This is a genomic window from Mucilaginibacter sp. 320_HR, assembly GCF_059691875.1.
This window is the reverse complement of the sequence record NZ_JCAWAI010000002.1, coordinates 63,781-87,912: the sequence shown is the minus strand read 5'-3', so window position 1 is coordinate 87,912 and position 24,132 is coordinate 63,781. Positions and strand designations below refer to the sequence as shown.

The 24,132-nt window shown below is 43.2% G+C and carries 17 protein-coding genes and 1 tRNA gene; 14 read left to right on the top strand and 4 right to left on the bottom strand.

Annotation, left to right across the window (positions count from 1 at the left end; translation table 11 throughout):
• Position 1 precedes the first annotated feature (1 nt).
• The 4 genes from AC59GT_RS05925 to AC59GT_RS05910 form a co-directional block, all read right to left on the bottom strand.
• Positions 2-2,173 (bottom strand): peptidase domain-containing ABC transporter, encoded by a 2,172-nt coding sequence (locus AC59GT_RS05925; RefSeq protein WP_497236776.1) that lies wholly within the window; start codon positions 2,171-2,173, stop codon positions 2-4.
• A 43-nt stretch (positions 2,174-2,216) separates the two neighbouring features.
• Entirely contained in the window at positions 2,217-3,254 is a 1,038-nt protein-coding gene (locus tag AC59GT_RS05920) for a glycosyltransferase family 61 protein (protein ID WP_497236775.1), read from the bottom strand.
• A gap of 264 nt (positions 3,255-3,518) precedes the next feature.
• Positions 3,519-3,605: transfer RNA gene (locus AC59GT_RS05915), tRNA-Ser, on the bottom strand.
• 79 nt (positions 3,606-3,684) lie between these two features.
• Positions 3,685-5,754 (bottom strand): HD family phosphohydrolase, encoded by a 2,070-nt coding sequence (locus AC59GT_RS05910; RefSeq protein WP_497236774.1) that lies wholly within the window; start codon positions 5,752-5,754, stop codon positions 3,685-3,687.
• A gap of 113 nt (positions 5,755-5,867) precedes the next feature.
• Between AC59GT_RS05910 and AC59GT_RS05905 the strand changes: the two genes are divergently transcribed.
• The 14 genes from AC59GT_RS05905 to AC59GT_RS05840 all read left to right on the top strand — a co-directional run bounded on the left by AC59GT_RS05905 (position 5,868) and on the right by AC59GT_RS05840 (position 24,066).
• Positions 5,868-6,725, top strand: coding sequence for an SPFH domain-containing protein (locus tag AC59GT_RS05905; protein ID WP_497236773.1), 858 nt, complete (start codon positions 5,868-5,870; stop codon positions 6,723-6,725).
• Position 6,726: 1 nt separating this feature from the next.
• Positions 6,727-7,266 (top strand): hypothetical protein, encoded by a 540-nt coding sequence (locus AC59GT_RS05900; RefSeq protein ID WP_497236772.1) that lies wholly within the window; start codon positions 6,727-6,729, stop codon positions 7,264-7,266.
• Positions 7,267-7,269: 3 nt separating this feature from the next.
• Positions 7,270-7,437 (top strand): type II toxin-antitoxin system antitoxin, encoded by a 168-nt coding sequence (locus AC59GT_RS05895; protein WP_117382176.1) that lies wholly within the window; start codon positions 7,270-7,272, stop codon positions 7,435-7,437.
• A 199-nt stretch (positions 7,438-7,636) separates the two neighbouring features.
• Positions 7,637-8,815, top strand: a complete 1,179-nt coding sequence (locus AC59GT_RS05890) for an acetyl-CoA C-acyltransferase (RefSeq protein ID WP_497236771.1) — start codon at positions 7,637-7,639, stop codon at positions 8,813-8,815.
• Positions 8,816-8,877: 62 nt separating this feature from the next.
• A complete protein-coding gene (locus AC59GT_RS05885; RefSeq protein ID WP_497236770.1) occupies positions 8,878-9,810 on the top strand; it encodes a hypothetical protein in 933 nt (310 codons plus the stop codon).
• Between the two features lie 107 nt (positions 9,811-9,917).
• On the top strand, positions 9,918-11,405 hold the full coding sequence (locus AC59GT_RS05880; RefSeq protein WP_497236769.1) for a POT-type proton-dependent oligopeptide transporter: 1,488 nt from the start codon (positions 9,918-9,920) through the stop codon (positions 11,403-11,405).
• Positions 11,406-11,526: 121 nt separating this feature from the next.
• Positions 11,527-12,258 carry a polyprenol monophosphomannose synthase gene (locus tag AC59GT_RS05875; RefSeq protein WP_117382180.1) on the top strand — a complete coding sequence of 244 codons (732 nt, stop codon included), beginning with the start codon at positions 11,527-11,529 and terminating at the stop codon, positions 12,256-12,258.
• An 84-nt stretch (positions 12,259-12,342) separates the two neighbouring features.
• Complete coding sequence (gene ruvB, locus AC59GT_RS05870; protein ID WP_497236768.1) at positions 12,343-13,365, top strand: Holliday junction branch migration DNA helicase RuvB; 1,023 nt, start codon at positions 12,343-12,345, stop codon at positions 13,363-13,365.
• Positions 13,366-13,514: 149 nt separating this feature from the next.
• Positions 13,515-14,108: an RNA polymerase sigma factor gene (locus AC59GT_RS05865; protein WP_497236767.1), complete on the top strand. Its 594-nt coding sequence runs from the start codon at positions 13,515-13,517 to the stop codon at positions 14,106-14,108.
• A gap of 86 nt (positions 14,109-14,194) precedes the next feature.
• Complete coding sequence (locus AC59GT_RS05860; RefSeq protein WP_497236766.1) at positions 14,195-15,385, top strand: FecR family protein; 1,191 nt, start codon at positions 14,195-14,197, stop codon at positions 15,383-15,385.
• A 224-nt stretch (positions 15,386-15,609) separates the two neighbouring features.
• A complete protein-coding gene (locus AC59GT_RS05855) occupies positions 15,610-19,011 on the top strand; it encodes a TonB-dependent receptor (RefSeq protein ID WP_497236765.1) in 3,402 nt (1,133 codons plus the stop codon).
• 24 nt (positions 19,012-19,035) lie between these two features.
• Positions 19,036-20,535, top strand: a complete 1,500-nt coding sequence (locus tag AC59GT_RS05850; RefSeq protein ID WP_497236764.1) for a RagB/SusD family nutrient uptake outer membrane protein — start codon at positions 19,036-19,038, stop codon at positions 20,533-20,535.
• A 77-nt stretch (positions 20,536-20,612) separates the two neighbouring features.
• Positions 20,613-22,895, top strand: coding sequence for a GH92 family glycosyl hydrolase (locus tag AC59GT_RS05845; RefSeq protein WP_497236763.1), 2,283 nt, complete (start codon positions 20,613-20,615; stop codon positions 22,893-22,895).
• A gap of 13 nt (positions 22,896-22,908) precedes the next feature.
• Positions 22,909-24,066 carry a Gfo/Idh/MocA family protein gene (locus tag AC59GT_RS05840; RefSeq protein WP_497236762.1) on the top strand — a complete coding sequence of 386 codons (1,158 nt, stop codon included), beginning with the start codon at positions 22,909-22,911 and terminating at the stop codon, positions 24,064-24,066.
• The last annotated feature ends 66 nt before the right edge of the window (positions 24,067-24,132 follow it).

The following is a 24,132-nucleotide window of genomic DNA, read 5'->3' as shown; positions in this document are numbered from 1 at the left end:
GCTATTCTCCCAATGCTAATTGATTTTTTACAAGCTTATAGTACTCGCCACGCAAGGCTATCAGTTGCTGATGTGTTCCCTGTTCAATAATGTTTCCTTTATCTAACACCACAATGTTATCCGCATTGTTTACCGTACTTAGGCGGTGTGCAACCACTACTACCGTTCTATTTTTAAAAAAACCGGCCATGTTGTCCATTATTACACGTTCGTTTTTCGCGTCGAGGGCGTTGGTAGCCTCATCAAAGAAAATATAATCCGGATCTTTATAAACCGCCCTGGCAATGAGCAATCGCTGCCGTTGACCCTGGCTTATACCGTTTCCTTCGGCACCTATTACAGTATCAATACCAAGCGGCAGATTTTCAATCAGGTCGGTGATGTTTGCGACATTTACGGCATGCCACAGTCTCGCCTCATTGGGGCTATCGTCCCCAACGGCTATGTTGTTAGCAATAGTATCAGAAAAAATGAAACCGTCCTGCATAACCACACCACACTTGCCACGCCATGCGCGAACGCTAAATTGGCTCAAAGCTGTGTTCCCTATCGTAATACTGCCTGCAGATACCTCATAAAATCGCAGCAAAAGTTTAAGCAGGGTTGTTTTACCACTACCGCTCATGCCTACAACTGCAGTGGTTTTGCCTTGCGGTATTTCTAAAAATAGATCCTTTAAAACCGGTTCGCTTCCTGCTCCCGGATAGGTGAATGATAGATCTTTGATCGTGATACTTTTATCCTGCGGTAAGTTATATATCAGCTCCTTTCCTACAGGTTCTTCGTCGGCAACGGCCTGTATATCATTCAACCGTTCAAGGCTTATCCGCGCGTCCTGAAAGGACCTGATGAAGCCCAGCATCTGTTCTATCGGGCCATTCAGCTGTCCTATAATATATTGCACTGCCACCATTCCGCCCAGAGTGAGGTGCCCCTCTATCACAGCTTTTGCGCTCAAAAACGTCACAAGGATATTTTTTCCTTCGTTGATCAACGTTGAGCCTCCTTGCTGATACTGACTTAATGCAAGGCTTTTTACACTAAACCTGAATAAACTGGCTTGCAGCCGCTCCCACTCCCATCGTTTTTGACGTTCGCAATTGTTCAGTTTAATTTCCTGCATACCACTAATCAACTGTACTACATTGCTTTGCGTGCGGGAGGAAATGTCAAAACTTTTATAATTTAACTCACGCCGGGCTTTTAAGAAAAGATTTATCCAAACAAGGTAGCCTATACCACTAACTACAAAAACCACAAAAATGGTGGCATTGTACAAGACCAATACAACCGAAAATACTACTAAATTGATAAGCGAAAATATTGTATTAAGTGCCGACCCGGTTAAGAAGGTCTCTATATTACGCTGATCGCTCATCCGCTGCATGATATCGCCCGTTTTCTTGGTGTCAAAAAAGCTCATGGGCAAACGCATAAGCTTTATTAAAAAGTCCGTCAAGATGGAAAGGTTAATGCGTGTACTCACGTGAAGAAGGATCCAGGAACGTAAAAATTCTACAGTTACACGGCCAAGAACAAGCGCTGTTTGAGCGATTAGTATAATGTAAATAAAACCGAGATCGCGGGTTTGTACTCCAACATCAACAATAGCCTGTGTTAAAAAGGGAAATATCAGCTGAAGGATACTGCCTAAAGCAAGGCTCAAACACAACTGTGTGATAAGGCTACGGTACTTGGATACGTAGCGAAGCAAAGTTTTCCAGTTGAGTACGTCTCTCTCGTGCTCTTGGGTATAAAAGTTTGGCGTTGGGCTTAGCATTAGGGCAATGCCCGCACCGCTTTCACTCCAACCCCTGTTAAAATCTACCTGATTGAGCGTAACCAAACCACCCGAAGGATCTGAAAGATAATACTGATCATTCTTGATCTTATAAAGCACCAGAAAATGGTTGTTTTTCCAGTGGAGGATGCAAGGGAGGTCTGCAGTTTTCAACTGTTCCGGCGTTAGCCGTAGACTGAGTGACCGAAATCCGATTTTCTCGGCAGCCTCACTAATACCCAGTAGGTTAACGCCGTCTTTATTAATTTGACAGTGATTGCGCAGAACACCCAGACTAATGTCGCGCCGATAGTGTTTGGCCACTATACGCAGGCAAGTAGGCCCGCAATCCATCGTATCGAGTTGCTTGAAATTAGGAAATGATGTTAACATAGGTGGCCCCTAAAGGCTTATTGGCGATCCAATATACGAAAACTCATGAGTGGTTCATCATCAGTGCCATATTCTTTTTTAAAGTTTCAATATCAATATAAAAATCACCAAAAAAGTAATCGTCGGGCTCACTAACAGGTGCACTTATCTGTGCATAATACTGGTGGCTCAAAGCGTCTGCCTCATACCAAAACACAAAGCTTGGTCTATCAAGGTCATTGGTTTTTGCTTTTAAAATTTCTAAGACGCTGCCCCCTTCAGGCATAAACATCATATTGGTAAGCCCAGAACCATGTATAGATACAAGGTACTTAACATGACCGTACAAACGTACCTGTTCTAAAAAGGTATAATCTTCATTATACACTGTTTTAAAGCCATATTGAGTCATTACCTTTTCAACCAAGTCTTCGTTAAGCACTTTTTTACGAGCTGCCTTACGGCGGCTTAGATAAATTTTATCACCGATATTTATATCCGCAATACTTTCTATTGCATATTTACTATAAAATGCAGCCAGCTCCTTTAGCTCAAGCTTATCGTAAGAATCGCAAAGTGGCTTAATGCGCGGCAACCTCAATTTAGGTACCATCAGGCTTTTCCCCCGTGGGATAACAAACATATTTTGCACATTGAACGGAACCAACGACCCGCTGATAAAATCTGTTTGAATATAGTGTTCGGGGATTAATAAAACTACGTCCTTTAACTGGTCTCGTACCCGCCAAAGTCGGGGGATACATTCGCAAAGCCAATGGTAGTAGTTGTACCATGGGTGATGTATTAATAAATAGCGCTTATGCTCATCCATTTCGATCAGATTTTCGGGGTAGTCAGACGCATCCTGGTAGTAATTCATCGTTTCTGCAACGTAACCTGCCATTTGATAAGGATGATCGTGATGACAATCGCTGATAAGTCCATCTTCATTGGCACAAAAACCGGTATAAGTAACAAAAACTTCCTCCAAGTCTAATACTGGCAAATTACTAATCTTATAAGTTTTATACGGCTCAAATAAATGCCTTTCAGACGGTTGTAAGTTTTTTGGAAGTGCAACGTTTACGGTAATAGTACTCATTTAAGCAAATTACTAAACATGCTTAATAGTTCCTATGGCTGGATATAAACTGTTGAAGTTTAAACGATATAATTTATCGAAAGAGTTATTGACAGTGAGGGTCTAATTTTTTCAGTTCAAGAAAGTACCAGGACTTTTATTGATGCTTCACAAACTTTTGAGAGCTCTGCGCTATGTCAAGCAAGTTTTCACTAAGCCCATCAATCAAAAAGCCCCGTAAGCATTTTGTTTACAGGGCTTTAATGAAGTTTGAACTCAATTCAGCGGTGAAGGAGGGATTCGAACCCTCGGTACAGTTTCCCGTACGTCAGTTTAGCAAACTGATCCTTTCGGCCTCTCAGGCACCTCACCAGATCATAAATAATATCCCTTTTTCAGGGACTGCAAATATAGCAAATCGTTAAAGCTGTCAAAAAAAAAGATCACATTTCTAATAATCTATTCTCACGTGATAAATACTCATCAGCATTCGCTTAAATATGGTTTTAATCGTCTCCAAGTCTTTCAATGTTATATTACTGTCCTTCAGTTGATTTTGATCAAGCTTGTACTTTACTATTCTATCTACTAACACACTTATCGACTCTTCATCAGGTTCTTTGAGCGAACGCGAAGCAGCCTCTATAGAGTCCGCCAGCATCAAAACGCCCCCCTCTTTGGAGAAAGGTATAGGGCCAGGGTAGCGGAAAATGTTCTCGTTTACAAACTTCTCCGGAAAATTTTTCAGATAAGACTGGTAAAAATAATCTACCCTTGTATTGCCATGGTGGGTACGTATAAAGTCAATAACTATCTCCGGCAAATTTGCTTTCCTTGCCATCTCTATTCCCTTGCTTACGTGCCTGATGATGATCTGCGCACTTTCTTCATAAGGTAGCTTATCATGCGGATTAAAATGTGAGCTCTGGTTTTCTATAAAGAATAACGGGTTTTGTAGCTTACCTATATCATGGTACAGCGCTCCTGCCCTTACTAACAAGGCATTCCCGCCGATAGCATATATAGCGTTCTCGGCAAGGTTAGCTACCTGAAGCGAATGCTGGAAAGTACCCGGTGCACTAAACGCCATTTCGCGTAATAATGGGGCGTTAGTATTGGTAAGTTCAATAAGGGTTATGTCAGACGTGATAGCAAATACCTTTTCGAAGGCATAGATAAGCGGATAAGCTAGCAACGTAAGACCAACGCTGGCAACAAAAGGAAGAAAGTCCATCCAGTCGATGTTTGTGAAACTACCCTCGCGTATTAGCGAAATTCCCAAAAATGCAACGAAGTAAGCCAGTATAATTATTACCGCCGATATCAGGAACTGCTCCCGACGAATAAGGTTTTTAATACTGTAAATAGATACCATCCCCGCCGTGATCTCGTAAAAAGCAAACTCGAAGCTGTTTGGCACAAAAAAGCCCGCTATCATCACCACAAGCAAATGGATGTTTAGCGCCAAACGGGTATCAAACAATATCCTGATGATAATAGGCACTATACAATAAGGTATATAGTAAAGATTACCCGGCCATTGTAGTTTTATAGCTAACGACAACGTAGCTAACATTGCTGTAACTACCAGCAAAATAAGGCTTACGAGGCGGTTATCGCTGTAAATATCCTTTCTGAACAAGTACAGGAATATCATCAGTAATGTTATTACCAGGCCAACCAATAAAAACTGCCCCAATAATACTAGCGTGTAGTTTCCGTTAATACGGGCATTATCTTCAAACGCCTTTTTATAAGATGATAGCTTTTGGTAAGTTTCGTCGTTGATTACTGCTCCTTTAGTAACAATAGTCTCTCCTTTTTGCACCATACCACGGGTAATAGAAAGATTATCCAGCACTTCTTTTTCTAATCGACCTGTTAATTTAACATCATAGGTAAGATTTACTTGTAGCCTATCTTGTAAAAGGTTAAGCAGAAAAGCTTTGTCTAAAGAAGGTGTTTTACTTATAGCATTATCGCAGTATGCAATAGCAGTTTCCCTTGTAAATATGTCCGCAGTGTTTTTTTCTGTAGCAATATTATTGCTAAGAATAGTAATTTTATAGTTCTGCCCGCCTTGTTGGTATTTTGCAGTTGGCTTTATGACCCCACGATCGTAAACCTGCGAAAGCAGGTCTGTACCAGTCTGGATATATTTGGGTTTAAGCCTATCATTTATTCCCGCCCCGTGCCACTTTATTTCAAGATCGTTCTTGAAACCCTCCGTTAATTGCTTTCCTACTTCTGAATTGAGCTGATAAACAGGTGTAATTGTACTAAGTGCTGCTTTTTGATCCGCCTCAATCTCCTGATTGGTTTTTAAAATGGCGAAACTGTAAGGAGATACCAGGTCCTTTTGGTTCCATATCCTGCCTTTCTCGTATTCATAGCCAAATTTAGCCTGCTTAGGTAGCGTATAAACGATTACACTTATACTCACTATCATCATAAAAAACTTGACATTAAGTGCGTATTTGCGCAACAATGCCTTTTGACGTGATGTAGATAGTTTTGCCATGTGCGTGTTAAATCAATCAAAAATAAGATAAGTTTCGGTTGTAACTATTTTTTCTTGCTTTAGTCAAACCAAATATGATATCTTTATGATATCATTTTAAATCACAATTAATCATGAACACTGAAAAAATTATCACAGCGCCTTCAGGTTATCTGGGCTTGCTATTGTTTTTTGTGCTTGCGGGAGCTTCGGCTTTACTAGGAGTTGCCGGCTACCCGGTTCCGGCGGTTATCCTTGGTATTTTGGACTTTGTTGTAGTGCTTGCCGGTCTTATCATCGTAAACCCAAACGAGTCTCGCGTACTGATCTTATTTGGCAAATACCTGGGAACCGTTAAAGCTGATGGCTTTTTCTGGGTGAACCCTTTCACCGTAAAAAGGAAGGTATCCTTACGGGCATTTAACCTTAACGGCCAGCAATTAAAAGTGAATGATAGTGTAGGTAACCCGATTGAAATAGCTGCTGTAATAGTTTGGCAGGTACAAGACACCGCTAAAGCTGTTTTTGCTGTCGAGAACTACATGCAATATGTAAATATACAAAGCGAGGCAGCCGTACGTCACCTGGCCAACTCTTTTCCTTATGATCATATTGAGGATGAAAATGCCAGCATTACCCTGCGTGGCGGGGCCGACCAAGTAAGCGAAATGCTCGAAAAAGAACTTAATGACCGGTTGGAACGTGCTGGTATTATTGTAATGGAAGCAAGAATTTCTCACCTGGCTTACGCACCCGAGATAGCGCAGGCTATGTTGCAAAGGCAACAGGCATCTGCTATTATAGCAGCCCGTAGGCTTATTGTTGAAGGTGCCGTTGGCATGGTTGAGATGGCGCTCACACGGATGGAAGAAAAGAACATTGTAGACCTGGATGAGGAACGTAAAGCAGCCATGGTGAGCAACTTACTGGTTGTACTCTGTGGTGAGAAGGCTGTTTCACCTATTGTAAATACCGGCACTTTATACCATTAAGATGAACGATTTAAGAGACATCAATCTTCTAAAAACAAGCGAGCTTTTTGTAACTCGCCATAAGTGGTTCTTCCCCTACTTTGAACTAACTGACGGGCAGTTTATTTATGCGCGTATGCGCTATAAAGGGCATTGGAAGCGATACGCCATAATTGAGACAGCAGATAATATGTGGACCATCAAAATGAAAGGCTGGTTTAATCGCTCCTTATTGCTCAACCATGGTGAAGACCAAACTATTGGTACTATCACGCCATCAAATTGGAAACGAGACATAAAGGTACAAACGGACAATGGTTTTGAGGCTACCTACCAATATAAAAAGCTGTTTTCCAAATCTTTAAACCTTCATAATGACCAATATGGCGACATAATGCAGTTGGTACAAAAGGTATGGGGTTTTAGCAAACCTTTTGAGGTTAAGATTGAGCCTCAGCATCTTAAGAACAATCTGCCGCTGCCTTTGCTATTGCTGGCTTTTATAGGTATAAACATTGTTTTGATAAGGCAAGCGCGCGCCGCGGCAGCCGCAGCAAGTTAAACTATGGCAGAAAAAAAAGCTTTTGTTTTACGCATAAATCCTGATATGCTAAAGGAAGTCGAAGCCTGGGCTGCCGACGAATTCCGGAGCACAAACGGGCAGATAGAGTACCTCCTACAAGAGGCGCTCAAAGCCAGAAAGAGTGCGCGTAAGAAAAAGTTGGACAAGTGATTTTCATGTTCCAAAACCATCAAAAACCACACTTATTCTGATCGCCGGTTACTGATTGATCTTCCGTGTTGCAAAGTTGTTAGAATTTATATCATAATCACACACCAATCGCGATATTTACTATGCATGCATAATATTCTTTAGCTTGTTGTAAAATTTCTAACTTTGCTATCACCATTTATCAAAATAGGTTATTGTAATGAGAGAAGTATATATTGTGTCGGCAACACGCACCCCAATTGGTGCTTTTGGCGGCAGCCTTGCAAGCTTAACAGCCACCCAACTGGGAGCGATTGTCATTAAAGCGGCAATTGATAAAGCAGACATTCAGCCGGGCGATGTTCAGGAAGTTTTTATGGGCAACGTTCTGTCGGCTAATCTTGGGCAGGCGCCTGCTACACAAGCAACAATTTACGCCGGCTTGCCTCACCTGCCTGCTACTACTGTTAACAAGGTTTGCGCATCGGGCATGAAGGCAATTATGCTGGCTGCCCAAAGTATTGCTATCGGTGATAAAGACATTATTGTAGCAGGAGGCATGGAGAGCATGAGCAACGTGCCCTACTATCTTGACAAAGCACGCAATGGCTACCGTTTAGGAAATGGGCAAATTACTGATGGTTTGGTTAAAGACGGATTGTGGGATGTTTACAACGACTTCCACATGGGGTCGGCTGCAGAGATTTGCGCGGTGGATTGTAACGTTACCCGCGAAGAGCAGGACGCCTTTGCGATAGAATCGTACGCCCGCGCGCTGAAATCACAGCAGGAAGGAAAATTTAGTAACGAGATTACACCCGTTGAATTAAAAGATAAAAAAGGCGACATTACATTATTTACTGATGATGAAGAGCCTAAAACAGTAAAGTTCGAGAAGATTCCGTCACTTAAACCTGTGTTTAAAAAAGATGGTACCGTAACCGCAGCCAACGCCTCTACCTTGAACGACGGCGCAGCCGCAGTGGTGTTGATGAGCAAAGAAAAAGCACTAAAACTGGGAGTAAAACCCCTTGCGAGGATAGTTTCATTTGCTGATGCGCAACAAGCGCCTGAGCATTTTACAACTGCACCTTCTAAAGCCATTCCGCTGGCGCTTGATAAAGCTGGCCTTACCGGAGAACAGATAGACTATTATGAAATAAACGAGGCGTTTTCGGTAGTGTCGCTTGCCAACAATAAGCTGCTTAAATTAGATGCCGCGAAGGTTAATGTTAACGGCGGTGCTGTGGCTATCGGCCACCCGCTTGGTGCATCCGGCGCACGCATCATAGTAACGCTTATAAACGTGTTACAGCAAAACGGCGGCAAGTTAGGGGCAGCGGGCATCTGCAACGGCGGTGGTGGCGCAAGTGCTATGGTCATCGAAAATTTATCGTAATAACTCAGGGCTAAAATATTTTATCCTATTTTTAGTTTACCTAATAAAACAACTAGTTAAAGGTGGTTAAACGTTCTGTAATTACTTTGCTTCTGCTAATTTCATGTCTGTATACTTTTGCGCAGCATTCTGACGAAAGTAAAAATCTGAAGTTGCTGAAAATGTATGAGGATAGCCTGGCGAGCCTTGGTAAACACTTTATAAACGATACCAGTGATCTCGACCGTAAATCAGCAAATTATAAATTCATTCCTACGTTGGTATCGGCGTTAAAGGTGCCACACTCCTTCAACTACTCTTTTGACTCGGTAAAGGCTATCAGCATTATCAATTCTCCGGATAGCCGTTTTCGTATTATCAGCTGGCATATCATGAACCAGGATGGAAGCTACCGCTTTTACGGCACGATACAAATGAATACCGGCGATAAGCTGGTAATGTACCCGCTGGAAGACTACACGCCCATGTTTAAGAACCCTGAAGACACCATTACCGATAATCGTAAATGGTACGGCGCTCAATATTATAAGATCATCAGGGTAGCGGCCGCAAATCCATATTATGTATTGCTGGGCTGGAAAGGTAACACCGTAAAATCAACAAAAAAGGTAATTGAAGTACTTTCTTTTAACCGCGATGATAAGCCGGTGCTAGGGATGCCCGTATTTACCGGAAACAGCAAGACGCGCAAGCGTGTGGTATTTGAATATGCCCGGCAGGCATCTATGCTGTTGCGCTATGTACCGGAGCAAAACCTCATTGTATTTGATCATCTTGCCCCACCGGATGACCGCATGAAGGGCAAAATGGACAGCTACGGCCCCGACCTGAGTTACGACGGTTACCAACTTAAGAATGGCAAGTGGGTATTGGTAGAAAACCTTGACATGCGCAACGTACCTCAGGAACAAGATGCTGACTACGTAGATCCAAAAGCTCAGGCAAAAATAGATCGTCAAAGCTTACAGCCTGCACCTAAACGAATTAAACCTTAACACATTTAACGCAATCCAAATAACAGCATTACCGCTCGTAATAATCTCGGTATAAAATTCCGTTTCAGCGGAATAATAGTATTTTAGGCAAATTTTTTAACTCCAGTATGCAAGAAACCACCGAGGCTCCAGTGAAGGCCAAGTCAAGATTTCCCAAAGCAGTACCCTATATTATAGGCAACGAAGCAGCAGAACGCTTCAGCTTCTATGGTATGCGTTCTATACTCACGCTCTTTTTAGTAAAGCAATTTTTTAACCCCACCGGAGATGTTGCTTTATCGCAACAGGCAGATGCCCACGCCAACAAGTTAAACCACTTGTTTGTAATGGTAGCTTATGCATTACCCTTTGTAGGTGGCATGATAGCGGACTGGTTCACCGGGAAGTATAAACTTATACTATATGTATCGATAATTTATTGCATCGGCCACTTATTGCTGGCCATGTTTGATACCAGTCTGAGCGGTTTCGAAATAGGTATGCTTGTGGTAGCTATCGGCGCAGGTGGTATTAAATCCTGTGTTTCGGCTAACGTAGGCGACCAATTTGATGCCAGCAATCAGGATCTGCTTTCCAAGGTTTACGGCTGGTTCTACTTCAGTATCAATGCCGGTTCTATGTTGTCAACAATCGCTATCCCTACCGTTTATAAGTACTATGGCCCTCAATGGGCATTTGGTATCCCCGGTATATTGATGGCTTTGGCAACGGTAATATTTTTTATGGGGCGCAAGAAGTACGTTAAGGTACCGCCTCAGGGTGTTAATCGTAACAACCTGGTATTTATCACCTGGTATGCGTTAACCCATTTAAAAAACAGGAAACCAGGCCAATCCATGCTCGACATTGCCAAAGAAAGTTACGACCCGGAACGTGTTGAGGGGGTAAAAGCGGTATATAGAGTTATCGCGGTATTTTTTTTCGCACTGGCTTTTTGGGCAGTTTGGGATCAATGCCTTTCAGAATGGACGTTGTATGCTGCTAAAATGGACCGCAATATAAATCTTGGCTTTACGTCGTTTACTGTAGAGCCGGGTTCAATGTCTACATTCAACACCATATTCCTGTTGATATTTATACCCTTCTTTAATTACGTGGTTTATCCGCGATTAGACAAAATGGGGTTAAAAACAACTCCTTTACGCAGGCTTGGTGCGGGTTTGGTTTTAACCGCTCTATCATTTGTGGTTATCGGTTTCACCCATGTAAGTATTGATAATGGTGGTGCACCATCAATGTGGTGGCAGGTATTGGCATTTTTGATATTGTCTGCAGCAGAAGTTCTGGTTTCTATAACAGGTTTGGAGTACGCATATACACACTCGCCAAAATCAATGAAAAGCACTATGTCTGGTATTTGGTTCCTGGTAGTTTCATTTGGGAATCTGATCACAGCCGTTGTTAATGGATTAATTGAAGACGGCGGCTGGTGGGCCGAAAACCTGAAAGGAGCCAACTATGAATGGTTCTTTGTGGCTTTCATATGTGTGTTTATAATTGCATTCCTGTTCGTTTCTTCCCGTTTAAAAGAACGTAACTATATCACCGATCCATACATTGAAAACGAAGTAATGGCCGATACCAAGGGGCTGTAAAGAAAAAAATACCAATAAAAGAACAGGAAGGCATCAGCTTTCCTGTTTTTTTATTTTTTAAGCAAAGTAAATCGGCTATTTTAGCCACCTGCAGTCCATCCCCTAACCCAACATTAGCTAAGTGCCTGACAGTATAGTAATTATACCCACTTATAACGAAAAGGAAAACATCGAGCGAATGATCCATAAGGTATTTTCGCTGGAGCACGATTTTCATCTATTGATAATTGATGATGGTTCGCCTGATGGTACCGCCAAAATTATCAAAGCCTTGCAGCGTGATTATTCTCAAAAGCTCCATCTGATTGAAAGAGCAGGTAAAATGGGCCTTGGCACTGCCTATATACATGGTTTTAAATGGGCCATTGCTAACCATTACGATTATATATACGAAATGGATGCCGATTTTTCTCATAACCCCGACGACCTATTGAGACTAAGGCAAGAGTGTGTAGCGGGTGCTGATGCGGCTATTGGATCTAGATACATAAAAGGAGTTAATGTAGTTAACTGGCCTATGAGCAGGGTATTGATGAGCTACTTTGCATCAGTTTATGTGCGTTTTATCACCGGTATTAACATACAGGATGCTACAGCCGGGTTTATGTGCTACAAACGCCGGGTGCTGGAAAGTATAGATCTGGATAAGATAAAGTTTGTTGGCTATGCCTTCCAGATTGAAATGAAATTTACTACCATAAAGCATGGTTTTAAGGTGAAAGAGATACCTATCATTTTTACTGATCGTACAGCGGGCTCATCAAAAATGTCTAAAGGTATTTTTACCGAAGCGGTAGTTGGCGTACTCCACATGAAACTTAACAGCATCTTCAGGAAATATCCTGAAGGATAGCAAAGTCCGAAAGTCAGTAAGTTCGATGTCATAAGCAATTGTTAAGTCTTTCGGACTAAAAAGAAATTACTAATTTCGTTGGCAATGAACGAAAACCTTGATCCGGATGGCGAACGCCTCTCCCCTGCTGAGCGGGATATAGAAAAAGTACTTCGGCCGCAGGCTTTTGAAGACTTTACCGGGCAACATAAAATATTAGCAAACCTCAGGATATTTGTTCAGGCCGCACGTTTACGTGGCGAGGCACTAGACCATGTGCTGCTGCATGGCCCTCCCGGTCTCGGTAAAACAACCTTGTCGCACATCATCGCCAATGAGATGGGTGTTGGTATCAAGATAACTTCCGGCCCCGTATTAGACAAGCCGGGCGACCTTGCAGGCCTGCTTACCAACCTGGAAACGGGAGACATCCTTTTTATTGACGAAATACATCGTTTAAGTCCGCTGGTGGAAGAGTACCTGTATTCGGCCATGGAGGACTTTAAGATAGATATTATGCTGGAGAGCGGGCCGAACGCGAGGTCCGTACAGATATCATTAAATCCTTTTACACTGGTTGGCGCAACAACACGCTCCGGCCTGCTTACTGCTCCTTTGAGGGCTCGTTTCGGCATCAACTCCAGGCTGGAATATTACGACGCAAAGCTGCTTACTACTATCGTGCTCCGCTCGTCGTCTATTTTACGTACACCTATAAGCGACGAAGGCGCCTACGAAATAGCACGCAGAAGCCGCGGCACGCCACGTATTGCCAATGCACTGCTGCGCCGCACGCGCGATTTTGCTCAGATTAAGGGCAATGGCAGTATTGATACGGAGATAGCCCGATATGCCCTCAACGCATTGAACGTTGACGAACACGGGTTAGACGAAATGGACAATAAGATACTATCCACCATTATCGACAAATTCAAGGGAGGGCCTGTCGGCCTGAAAACCATTGCGACAGCAGTAGGCGAAGACGAAGGAACCATTGAAGAAGTTTACGAACCGTTCCTGATACAGGAGGGCTTTCTGATGCGTACTACACGCGGACGCGAGGTTACCGAGAGTGCTTACAAGCACCTGGGTAAAATTAAGCTTGGCGGTAACCCATCTTTGTTCTGATTTTCTTATTGCTTAAAAAATAAGTTATTGCCTTACAGATAATTAGCTTGTGTAAAATTTACACAATGTGATACTTTTTTAACATAAAGCTGTTGTTTATTTGCAGTTATAGTTAATTTTTTATTACTTGCCAGCGCCAATTATCGCCTATGTCTGACTTGGGATCACCCTGTGAAAAAGAGTTGCTCTTGAAAATTTCCCGTGGAGATGAACACGCTTTCAGCGAATTGTTCAACACCTGGCATCACCTTTTAGGAAGGCATATTTACAAGATAACAGACTCCGCAGAACTCGCCGAAGAAGTTGTACAGGACGTATTCTTAAAAATCTGGACCGCCCGAGAGAGCCTTGCGTTAGTAGAAAATTTTAAAGCCTACCTGTTTGTTGTTTCTCGTAACCATGCGCTTAATTGCCTGCGCAAACTGGCCCGGGAGCGTATGCATCAGAAAGCTATAGAAGAAAACGCCGCAGTACTTGCTGTAGAGCAAACAAGCTCAATGGATATTTATACCTTATTAGATCAAGCAATAGACCACCTCCCCCCCCAACAGCAAAAGGTTTACTTGCTAAGCAGGCACAATCGCTTAAAGTACGATGAGATTGCCACGCAAATGGGACTGTCCCGCGAAACAGTCAAAAAATATTTACAAGGTGCAACGCACTCCATTACCAACTTTGTACAGTCGAATATTGATGTTTCTGCAATAGTACTGCTTGCTTTTAATTTTATTTTAAAAAGATAGTCTACCTATACCCCCTTTTTCAATAACGATGGTGTCTTAGTTATAGAAAGCTGCCCAAGCTTGCTCTACCAATTTAAAACACATCAATGAAAACGTCCCGGCTGAGATTGCGACATCTTTTTGATCGCTATTACAATAACACTGCCTCTCAGTCAGAGCGCGACGAGTTGTTTGCCATTATAGATGCCGGGCAGCAGGATGAAGAACTTGCACACCTTATTAGCCAAACTTGGGATGAATTAAATAGTACAGAGCCTTTCTTCACCAAAGAAAAGTCAGCATCCATCCTTGCTAGTATTACTAAACAGAACGAAAGTTCAGGTCACCAGTCAAAAGGTTCCATTATCATGTGGGCCAAAGTTGCTGTAGCTGCTATGCTTATTGTATTTACAGGCGCAGCTGTTTTCCACCAGATTAAGGAACGGCCAGCTAAACAGCAGGTGGTCGCCCGTGCAAAACGCCCGGCACATGACGCTTTACCCGGTGGTAACAAAGCCGTATTAACATTGGCTAACGGCCAGACGATTATTTTAGACGATGCGCAGAACGGCACGCTAGCCAAACAGGGCGCTACTATAATAAAGAAAACGGCCGACGGGCAACTTATCTATAATGCCGCAGCTGCTGCGGAAACATCCGATGCTATGGCAATGAACACCATTGCCACGCCACGAGGTGGCCAATATCAGATCATACTGCCTGATGGCTCTAAAGTTTGGCTTAACGCTGCGTCGTCAATCAGTTTTCCCGCTCACTTCACTGGTTCATCGAGAGAAGTTACCATTACCGGCGAAGCCTACTTTGAAGTTACAAAGAATAAAGCCATGCCTTTTAGGGTAAAAACAAACCAGGCCAAAATAGAAGTTCTGGGCACTCATTTCAATGTTATGGCCTACGACGACGAAAACGTCATGAAAACAACGCTGCTGGAGGGTGCTGTGAACATCAGCAGCGGCAACTTCAGCGCGGCACTTAAACCGGGTCAGCAGGCACAGATACATCGTTCAGGGCAAAACAGAGTTGTTGACGATGTTGATGTAGACGATGAAACGGCCTGGAAGAATGGGATTTTCCAGTTCAGGGATGCCGGTATAGACGTGATCCTGAGACAGGCTTCACGCTGGTATGACGTAGACGTAACTTACAAAGGAAAAGTGCCGCAGAGAGAATTTACCGGTCACCTGTCACGCAATGTACGTGCATCGGAACTTTTAAAAATGCTTAAGTATACCGGCGTAAACGTTGAGATAGAAGGCACCACCATAATAGTACAATAGCAACACACACGGTAAACATCTATAAACTAACCCTACAAAAACACCTATGATGAAAGAAGTATACACAGACAGTTAGCCGCCGAAAAAGGTGCCCTCTTTTAAATATATCGCATAAAAAACCGGGAAGTGCTTGGACCCACTTTCCCGGCAAAATGCCAGGGTCACCCATTATTCATTGCAATTAGCGAATTGAAACTTAACGTTTAACCCAAACACTCAAACTTATGAATTTTAATTCTAAGGCTACGCCTGTGGCGTGGTCTAAACCATTCAAATTTATATTGGTTATGAAACTAACTGCCATTATATTAATTGCAGCACTTACCAATGTTACTGCCAAAACTGTTGGCCAAACGGTATCAATTAGGCAAAAGAATGCCTCGGTGGAAAAAGTACTCCGCCTTATAGAGCGGCAAACCGGCTATCACTTTATGTACGACAAAGCCGATGTTGCAAAAGCACGCGGGATTGACATTGCCGTAGATAACGTAACCATTAACCAGGCGCTTGATGAAGCGTTTAAAGATCAGCCCCTCACCTACAAGATTTTTGATGAAACCATTGTAGTTAAGAAAAAGGATGCTGAACATAATACTGTTATACAAGCAATAGACATAACCGGTACAGTTACCGACGCAAAAGGCCCGCTACCGGGTGTTAACGTGAAACTTAAAGGTACTGTAACTGGTACCGTAACCGATGTGAACGGTAAATACAAGCTTAATGTACCAGACGGCAGCGGCACGCTGGTGTTTAGCTTTATAGGCTACAATACAATTGAGGAGCCAATTAACAACCGGCAAGTAGTTAACGTTGTATTGGGTGAAAACTCAAAAGCACTTAACGAAGTTGTTGTTGTTGGTTATGGTACACAGAAACGTGTAGACCTTACCGGATCAGTAGGTAGCGTAAGCGCCAAACAACTACAGGACCGCCCGCAAACCAACCTGGAGCAGGAACTTGCAGGCAAAATAGCCGGTGTGAATGTATCTACCAACTCAGGTGCGCCAGGTGGCGCTACTAAGGTACGTATCCGTGGTTATACGTCATTAAACGCCAGTACCAACCCGCTTTATGTGGTAGATGGTGTGGTTTGGACAGAAGGCGGTAACGCTATCAACCCAAATGACGTAGAATCTATCGACGTGTTGAAAGATGCATCATCTACTGCTATCTATGGTACACGCGGTGCAAATGGTGTAATTTTGGTTACTACAAAACGTGGTGCCCGTGGTGGTGCCGGAACTGTAAGCTATGACAGTTACGTTAGCGTAAGCAAAATGGCTAAAAAGCTTGATGTGCTTAACGCTAAGGAGTTTTTAGCTATTGAAGACCAGGGTTATGCTAACATACAAAAGTTTGATCCCGTAGGATGGGCTGCCGGCAACTATGCCTCGAAAGATCCCAAAGTTATCCGCACTGCACTTATTGGTAAATTATTCGATGCCAACCTTAACCCGCTGTACGATGTAGATTGGCAGGATGCTACTACCCGCACCGCGGTAAGCCAGAACCATAACCTGGGCTTTACAGGCAATAGTGAAAAAATGAACTATGGTTTCTTCTTAAACTATGCCGATGATCAGGGTATTATCTTAAACAGCTATTTAAAACGCTATAACGCACGTTTAACCTTTGATAATCAAATAAAAACATGGTTAAAGGTTGGTGCAACGTTAAACTACAATGCGCAGGAAGGCCGTGCACAGGATAATGGCGTAGGCGGTAACAACATTCCGCGTATGTTAGTAGAGATGCCATCTATCATCCCTATTCGCTACCCTGATGGCAGCTATGGCAAACGTACAGACTACCCTAATATGGAAGGCGGCGATAACCCGGTTGCTCAAGCGAATGAAATAACCCAGTTAACCAAGATACGGGTGTTTAGTGGTAATACTTACGCCAACTTTAACATTCTGCCAAGCTTGCAATTCCGCAGTGTGCTGGGTGTTACTACATCTGCCAATTACTACCCAAGCTCTCAAACCGGTTTGGTAGGTGGTGCAAGTGCCAGTCAGGATTACAGCTCTGCTTCTATAAGCGAGGCGAACAATGTTTTTTGGCAATGGTCTAACTACTTTACCTACAACAAAACTTTTGCCGGTATTCACAAAATTAACCTTGTGGCGGGTTTCGAGCGTCAGAACTTTAAACAGACAGGCTTTGGTGCATCAACAAGCACATTATCTGATAACTTCTATAGCTTTTATAATCTTGGAGCAGGTGCAATCCCGGGTATACCTTCGTCAAACTACGATGCATGGCAAATGCAATCGTTCTTTGCTCGCTTGAACTACAACCTCAAAGAGAAGTACCTCTTAACTGTAACCGGCCGCCAGGATGGATCATCCCGCTTAGGTAAAAATACCAAAAATGGTTTTTTTCCATCAGCGGCGCTGGCCTGGAGAGCATCGCAAGAATCATTCTTGAAGGATAACAAAACCATATCTGACCTTAAACTTCGTGTAAGCTATGGTTTAACCGGTAACACCGAGATTGGCGAGTACCGTTCAACTGCCAACATTGAAACAACCCCTTACGTATTTGGCGGTGCACAGGCCATTGGCACTCATCAAACTTCAATTGGTAACGAAGAACTTGGCTGGGAAAAAAATTCGGAGTTAGATTTGGGAGTATCATTAGGCCTGTTTAACAACCGTGTTAATATTGAAGCAGACGCGTTCCTGAAAAAGACCAAAGCGTTGTTGCTTAATGCGCCGATACCACAAACAAGCGGGTTTGGTAACGTATTCAAAAACATTGGTAAGTTAGAAAACAAAGGTATTGAGCTTGCAATTAATACTACCAACATTAAGACAAACGACTTTAGTTGGACAACTAACTTCAATATCACGTTTTTAAAGACCAAAATATTACAACTTGGCCAAAATAACGATGATATCTTCCTTGACCCTGGCTTCCTTTCAAATTTTAACCTGATGAGGGTAGGCTTGTCGCCGGGTAGCTTTTACGGTTATACAGTACTAGGCACATGGGGAACTTCTGAGGCTGCTGAAGCTGCGAAATACAACCTATTACCTGGTGATTTGAAAATCAAAGATTTGAACGGTGACGGCAAAATAACAGCTGATGACCGCGAAGTACTTGGAAAATCAACACCTGATGGTTTTGGCACCTTCACTAACAACTTCCGCTATAAAAGCTTTGAATTGGGTGTAGAGTTACAGTTTAACTACGGTAACCAAATCATGAACTTGACAAGGCACTCGGGCCAGGACCGTACCGGTCAGGCTAACAGCTATTCCACCGTACTAGACGCCTGGACGCCAGAGCACCAAAATACCTCGATAGCTCAAACCCGCCCTGCATATGTTTACTATCAGACCGAAATTTATTCTACTAAGGTAGAAAGCGGCAACTTCATCCGTGGCAGATCGGTAACGTTAGGGTACAACTTTTCGGACAACATACTCAAACATTTGAAGATAAACCGTTTGAGGGTTTACGCGCAGGCTCAAAACTTGTTTGTGATAACAAAATACACCGGCTACGACCCTGAGGTATCTACCTACAACGGCAGCAGCAACTTTACACAGGGCATCCTGTTTTACGATTATCCAAAACCAAGAACATTCTTGCTTGGAGTAAATGTTAGTTTCTAATTAAACAATTTAATATACATTATTATGAAGTTTAACCTAAAACAATATAGCGCTGGTATATTAATGCTAATCCTTACTGCTTCGGCCAGTAGCTGTAAAAAATACCTGGACGAAGAGCGAAGGGACAATTTCAACACCAATAACTACTTTACAACTGCATCGCAGGCGCAAACTTTTGTAAATGGTATATACTCTAATTTATACATGTTTCAAAATGGTGATGCCTATGGCGAGAGCCCTTTTATCACGTTGGAGCTTTTTGCAGGCCATACCACCACGCTTGGGCAAAGTGTAAATAATAAACAAGTTATAACCCAAACCACCAGCCCTACAAACCCCGGTTTTCAAACCGTATGGTCTAATAGTTATGCCGCTATTGCAAACGCCAACATTGCGCTAAAACGAATACCAGATATTGCAATGCCGGATGCCGATAAGAAAAAGCTGCTTGGCGAAGTTTACTTTCTTAGAGCATTTTTCTACTTCCACCTGGTGCGCCTGTACGGTGATGTGCCTTTGATTACTGAACCGGTTACCATCACCAGTGAAACTCTTTACCCTGAACGTTCGCCAATGGCATCAGTTTACGACTTGATAGTAGCCGACCTAAAGGCCGCTAAGGAATCTGGCTTGTCCGAGACCGACCAAACCGGCCGTGCATCTCTGGGCGCTGTACGTACCTTACTGGGCAGCGTTTATTTAACCATGGCTGGTTATCCGATGCAGAAAAAAGAAAACTATGCTTTGGCGGCCGCTGAGGTACTACCAGTATTAACAAAGTATACGCTTTTCCCGGATTATGCATATTTACATGATAACGCTCATAAAAACCAGGGGGAATTGATCTTCCAGATTAACTACCTGGTGGGTGTAAAAGAAAACGCGATACCACAATTAACACTGCCTTTTAACTTACAAGTTGGTGCTTATGGTGATCACCTGGGTGCAATGATACCTACTACCCAATTTATTGCCAGCTACCCTGCCGGTGATAAACGTGCAAAAGAACGTCAATTCTTTTTCAGCAGCTATCCAAAAGACAAAGATCCATCAACAATCATCACTTTTGAGAAAGCTTCGCTTTATAAATTCTTCCATGCAGAAAGTGCGTTGGGAAATGGTAAGAGTGATGAAAACTGGACATTATTCCGTTTGCCCGAAGCAATGTTGATTTACGCAGAAGCACAAAATGAAGCTGAAGGCGCACCTAATCAAACTGCCAGAGATCAGGTGAACGCTATCCGCGCACGCGCCGAGTTGGCTCCTATAGGAAACCTTTCTCAGGCCGCATTCCGTGAGGAAGTTTGGAGGCAACGTTACCTTGAGCTATGTTATGAGGACAAATCTTACTTCGATATTCAGCGTACACATAAAATATACGTTGTACCAGGCGGCACTTTTGCCGACGCTACCTCTACGCCGAATGAGCAGGGAGTAACGTTTAAAGAACAGTATTATTTCTGGCCAATACCACAGAGAGAGATAAACACCAACCCTAAATTGAAACAAAACCAAGGGTGGTAATAATTTTACAATATAAAAGACCGGCAATCCCTGCCGGTCTTTTATATTTACGGCCTGTATATCCCCAAAATATCTCTATGAAGAAAATTTCACTCTTCCTGACTACATGTCTGTTTTCCGCTAATGTATTTGCCCAGCAGGTTACCAAAGTAACTGACCCCGTGGAATGGATTAACCCGCTAATGGGAACGCAATCTAAATACGACCTGAGCAATGGTAACACCTACCCTGCTATAGCCCTTCCATGGGGCATGAACACCTGGACACCTCAAACAGGTAAAATGGGCGACGGCTGGCAATACACCTACGACGCTTACAAAATTAACGGCTTTAAGCAAACCCATCAGCCATCACCATGGATGAATGATTATGGTCAATTTGCAATTATGCCAGTTACAGGCAAAATCAAAGTGTCGCAAAATGGACGTGCAAGCTGGTTTTCGCATAAAGCAGAAGTAGCAAAACCATATTACTACAGCGTATACCTGGCCGATCATGATATCACTACGGAAATAACTCCTACTGAACGTGCTGCGCAGTTCAGGTTCACTTATCCAAAGTCCGACAGTTCTTACATTGTTGTTGATGCTTTTGATCGTGGATCATACATTAAAGTTATACCCGAGCAACGCAAAATTGTGGGTTACTCCACCAAGTACGCCCGCGGTCCGCTCAAAAACTTCAAGAATTATTTTGTAATATATGTAGATAAGGCTATCAACCTTTCCCAGGTTTATAGCGATAGTACACTTAACAATGGCAACGAGCTTTCTGCAAAGCATGTGAGCGCGCTAATAGGCTTTAAAACCAAAACAGGAGAAAAGGTACATCTCAGAGTGGCCTCATCTTTCATCAGCCCGGAACAAGCAGAACTAAACCTCAGCAGAGAACTGGCAAATGACAGCTTTGATACAACATGTGCCAAAGCTAAAGCAACATGGAACAAAACTCTAAACCGCATACAGGTAGAAGGCGGAACGGTAGACCAGGTACGTACCTTTTATTCGTGTCTGTACCGTATGCTGTTCTTTCCTAATAAAATGTATGAGATAAATGCCAAAGGCCAGCCAATGCATTACAGCGCGCAAAATGGCGAGGTATTGCCTGGGTATAAATTTGCCGGTACCGGTTTTTGGGATACTTTTCGGGCATTATACCCTTTCCTGAACCTGGTTTACCCTTCCATCAACAAAGAAATGCAGGCTGGTTTGGTTAACGACTATAAAGAAGGCGGCTGGCTGCCGGAATGGAGCAGCCCGGGTTATAGCGCAGTAATGGTTGGTAACAACTCAGCATCAGTAGTTGCAGACGCCTATCTAAAAGGTGGTCGCGGATACGATATCAACACACTTTACCAGGCGCTACTACATGGCGCTAACAATAAAGGCCCGGCTGCTACCGGACGCGAAGGTGTTGAGTTCTATAATTCGCTTGGCTATGTGCCTTACAACGTTAAAATAAACGAGAATGCCGCACGCACGTTAGAATACGCTTATGACGACTTTGCAATCTACCAATTAGGTAAAGCTTTAGGTAGGCCGGCATCAGAGACGGGCTTATATAAAAAACGCGCCATGAACTACAAGAACCTGTTCGATCCTTCTACAGGTTTAATGCGCGGAAAAAATAAAGACGGCAGTTTCCAAACGCCTTTTAGCCCGGTTAAGTGGGGCGACGCTTTTACCGAAGGTAATAGCTGGCACTATACCTGGAGCGTTTTCCAGGACGTGCAAGGCCTTATTGACCTGATGGGCGGCAAACAAAAATTTGTAACCAAGCTAGACTCTGTTTGGACAATGCCACCTGTATTTGACGACAGCTACTACGGCGAAGTAATTCATGAGATCCGCGAAATGCAGATTGCCGGCATGGGCCAATACGCACACGGCAACCAACCCATACAGCACATGACCTATCTTTATGGTTACGCAGGAGAGCCGTGGAAAACTCAATTGCACGTACGCGACGTGATGAATAAGTTGTACAAAGCTACACCTGACGGGTACTGCGGCGACGAAGATAACGGGCAAACATCTGCATGGTATGTATTCTCAGCAATGGGCTTCTACCCTGTTACTCCGGCGAGCGATCAGTACGTTTTAGGTACACCATTGTTTAAGAAAATGACCGTAACTCTGGAGAACGGCAAACAGCTGGTGATAAACGCACCAACCAATAGCGACGCTAACCGATATGTAAAAACCCTTACCATTGGTGGGAAGCCATATACACATAATTGGTTAAGCCATTTCAACCTGCTAAAAGGTGCAGTGCTTAACTTTGACATGTCTGCATCACCTAACAAAACACGCGGCATCAAAACAGAGGACGTACCTTATTCGTTATCGACCGAGAAATAACGCTGGTTGTAGCATGAATATTAAAGGGTTTCTATTTAGCTTACTTATTACGTTATCTGCGTCGGCTGTGTTAGCGCAGGAAGTTCCGGCTGCAAAACAGCCGGCAGTGGCAATTCCTGCGGCTGTACCTTTTGTGCCCATGAATTTGCCCGTAAGTACGTTACGATTGGGCATAGCAGGCCTTTCACACGATCACGTAAATAATATCCTTACTGATTACCACCAGGGAAAAGTAATAATTGTAGGCATAGCAGAAGCCGATAAGCAACTCCGCGCAAAATACAAGAAGCGGTATGACATACCCGACTCCTTGTTTTTTGACGATCTTAAAAAAATGGCGGTCACCAAAAAGCCGGACGCTGTACTCGGCTTTAACCCGGTTGCAAAGCACATAGATGTGGTTGAAGTTTGTGCGCCCCTTGGCATTAGTGTGATGGTAGAAAAGCCACTTGCAGCCACCCTGGCGCAAGCAAAACGAATGGAATTTCTGGCGCTGAAATACTATATAAAGCTGCTTACCAATTACGAAACTACCTGGTACCAGTCTTACCAGCATGTATACAACCTTACGCAAAAAGACAGCATTGGCCGGATACGGAAAATGATAGTGCACGATGGCCACCAGGGCCCAAAGGAGATTGGTTGCAGTAAAGAATTTGTAAGCTGGCTTACAGACCCTGAACTTAATGGCGGTGGTGCCCTTATAGACTTTGGATGCTATGGCGCTGATTTAATGACCTGGCTTATGGAGGGGCAAAAACCAGTGGCAGTTACAGCTGTTGCCCGTCATATGAAACTGCAGATGTACCCTAAGGTGGAAGATGATGTAAGCATTATTGTAGAATACCCTACGGCTACCGGCATTATAGAAGCATCATGGAACTGGCCTTTCTCCATCAAAGATCTGGAGGTTTTTGGCGATAGCGGCTACATGCACGCGTTTAACAACAGCAGCACGCTTATCCGCACCGGCGATACTGCCAGCACAATAAATGTAACGAATGCCCTGGAAGCACCGTTGGACAATCCGGTCACCTACTTGCAACTGGTTCTTAAAAACCGTTTGCTTGGCATTAATGACCGGTCATCGTTAAAGTACAATATGCTGGTAATGCAAATACTTGATGCGGCTAAAAGGTCTGTGGCCGAAGGAAAAAGAATAGTTCTTTAACATTAGTCTTATTTATTAACAGTTAATAATATATCTCCTGCAATTTATAATTTTAGCATCTTGTTA

Coding starts and splice junctions, on each gene's coding strand:
- AC59GT_RS05925 (WP_497236776.1), bottom strand. CDS start 2,173: ATGTTAACATCATTTCCTAATTTCAAGCAACTCGATACGATGGATTGC.
- AC59GT_RS05920 (WP_497236775.1), bottom strand. CDS start 3,254: ATGAGTACTATTACCGTAAACGTTGCACTTCCAAAAAACTTACAACCG.
- AC59GT_RS05910 (WP_497236774.1), bottom strand. CDS start 5,754: ATGGCAAAACTATCTACATCACGTCAAAAGGCATTGTTGCGCAAATAC.
- AC59GT_RS05905 (WP_497236773.1), top strand. CDS start 5,868: ATGAACACTGAAAAAATTATCACAGCGCCTTCAGGTTATCTGGGCTTG.
- AC59GT_RS05900 (WP_497236772.1), top strand. CDS start 6,727: ATGAACGATTTAAGAGACATCAATCTTCTAAAAACAAGCGAGCTTTTT.
- AC59GT_RS05895 (WP_117382176.1), top strand. CDS start 7,270: ATGGCAGAAAAAAAAGCTTTTGTTTTACGCATAAATCCTGATATGCTA.
- AC59GT_RS05890 (WP_497236771.1), top strand. CDS start 7,637: ATGAGAGAAGTATATATTGTGTCGGCAACACGCACCCCAATTGGTGCT.
- AC59GT_RS05880 (WP_497236769.1), top strand. CDS start 9,918: ATGCAAGAAACCACCGAGGCTCCAGTGAAGGCCAAGTCAAGATTTCCC.
- ruvB (WP_497236768.1), top strand. CDS start 12,343: ATGAACGAAAACCTTGATCCGGATGGCGAACGCCTCTCCCCTGCTGAG.
- AC59GT_RS05865 (WP_497236767.1), top strand. CDS start 13,515: ATGTCTGACTTGGGATCACCCTGTGAAAAAGAGTTGCTCTTGAAAATT.
- AC59GT_RS05860 (WP_497236766.1), top strand. CDS start 14,195: ATGAAAACGTCCCGGCTGAGATTGCGACATCTTTTTGATCGCTATTAC.
- AC59GT_RS05855 (WP_497236765.1), top strand. CDS start 15,610: ATGAATTTTAATTCTAAGGCTACGCCTGTGGCGTGGTCTAAACCATTC.
- AC59GT_RS05850 (WP_497236764.1), top strand. CDS start 19,036: ATGAAGTTTAACCTAAAACAATATAGCGCTGGTATATTAATGCTAATC.
- AC59GT_RS05845 (WP_497236763.1), top strand. CDS start 20,613: ATGAAGAAAATTTCACTCTTCCTGACTACATGTCTGTTTTCCGCTAAT.
- AC59GT_RS05840 (WP_497236762.1), top strand. CDS start 22,909: ATGAATATTAAAGGGTTTCTATTTAGCTTACTTATTACGTTATCTGCG.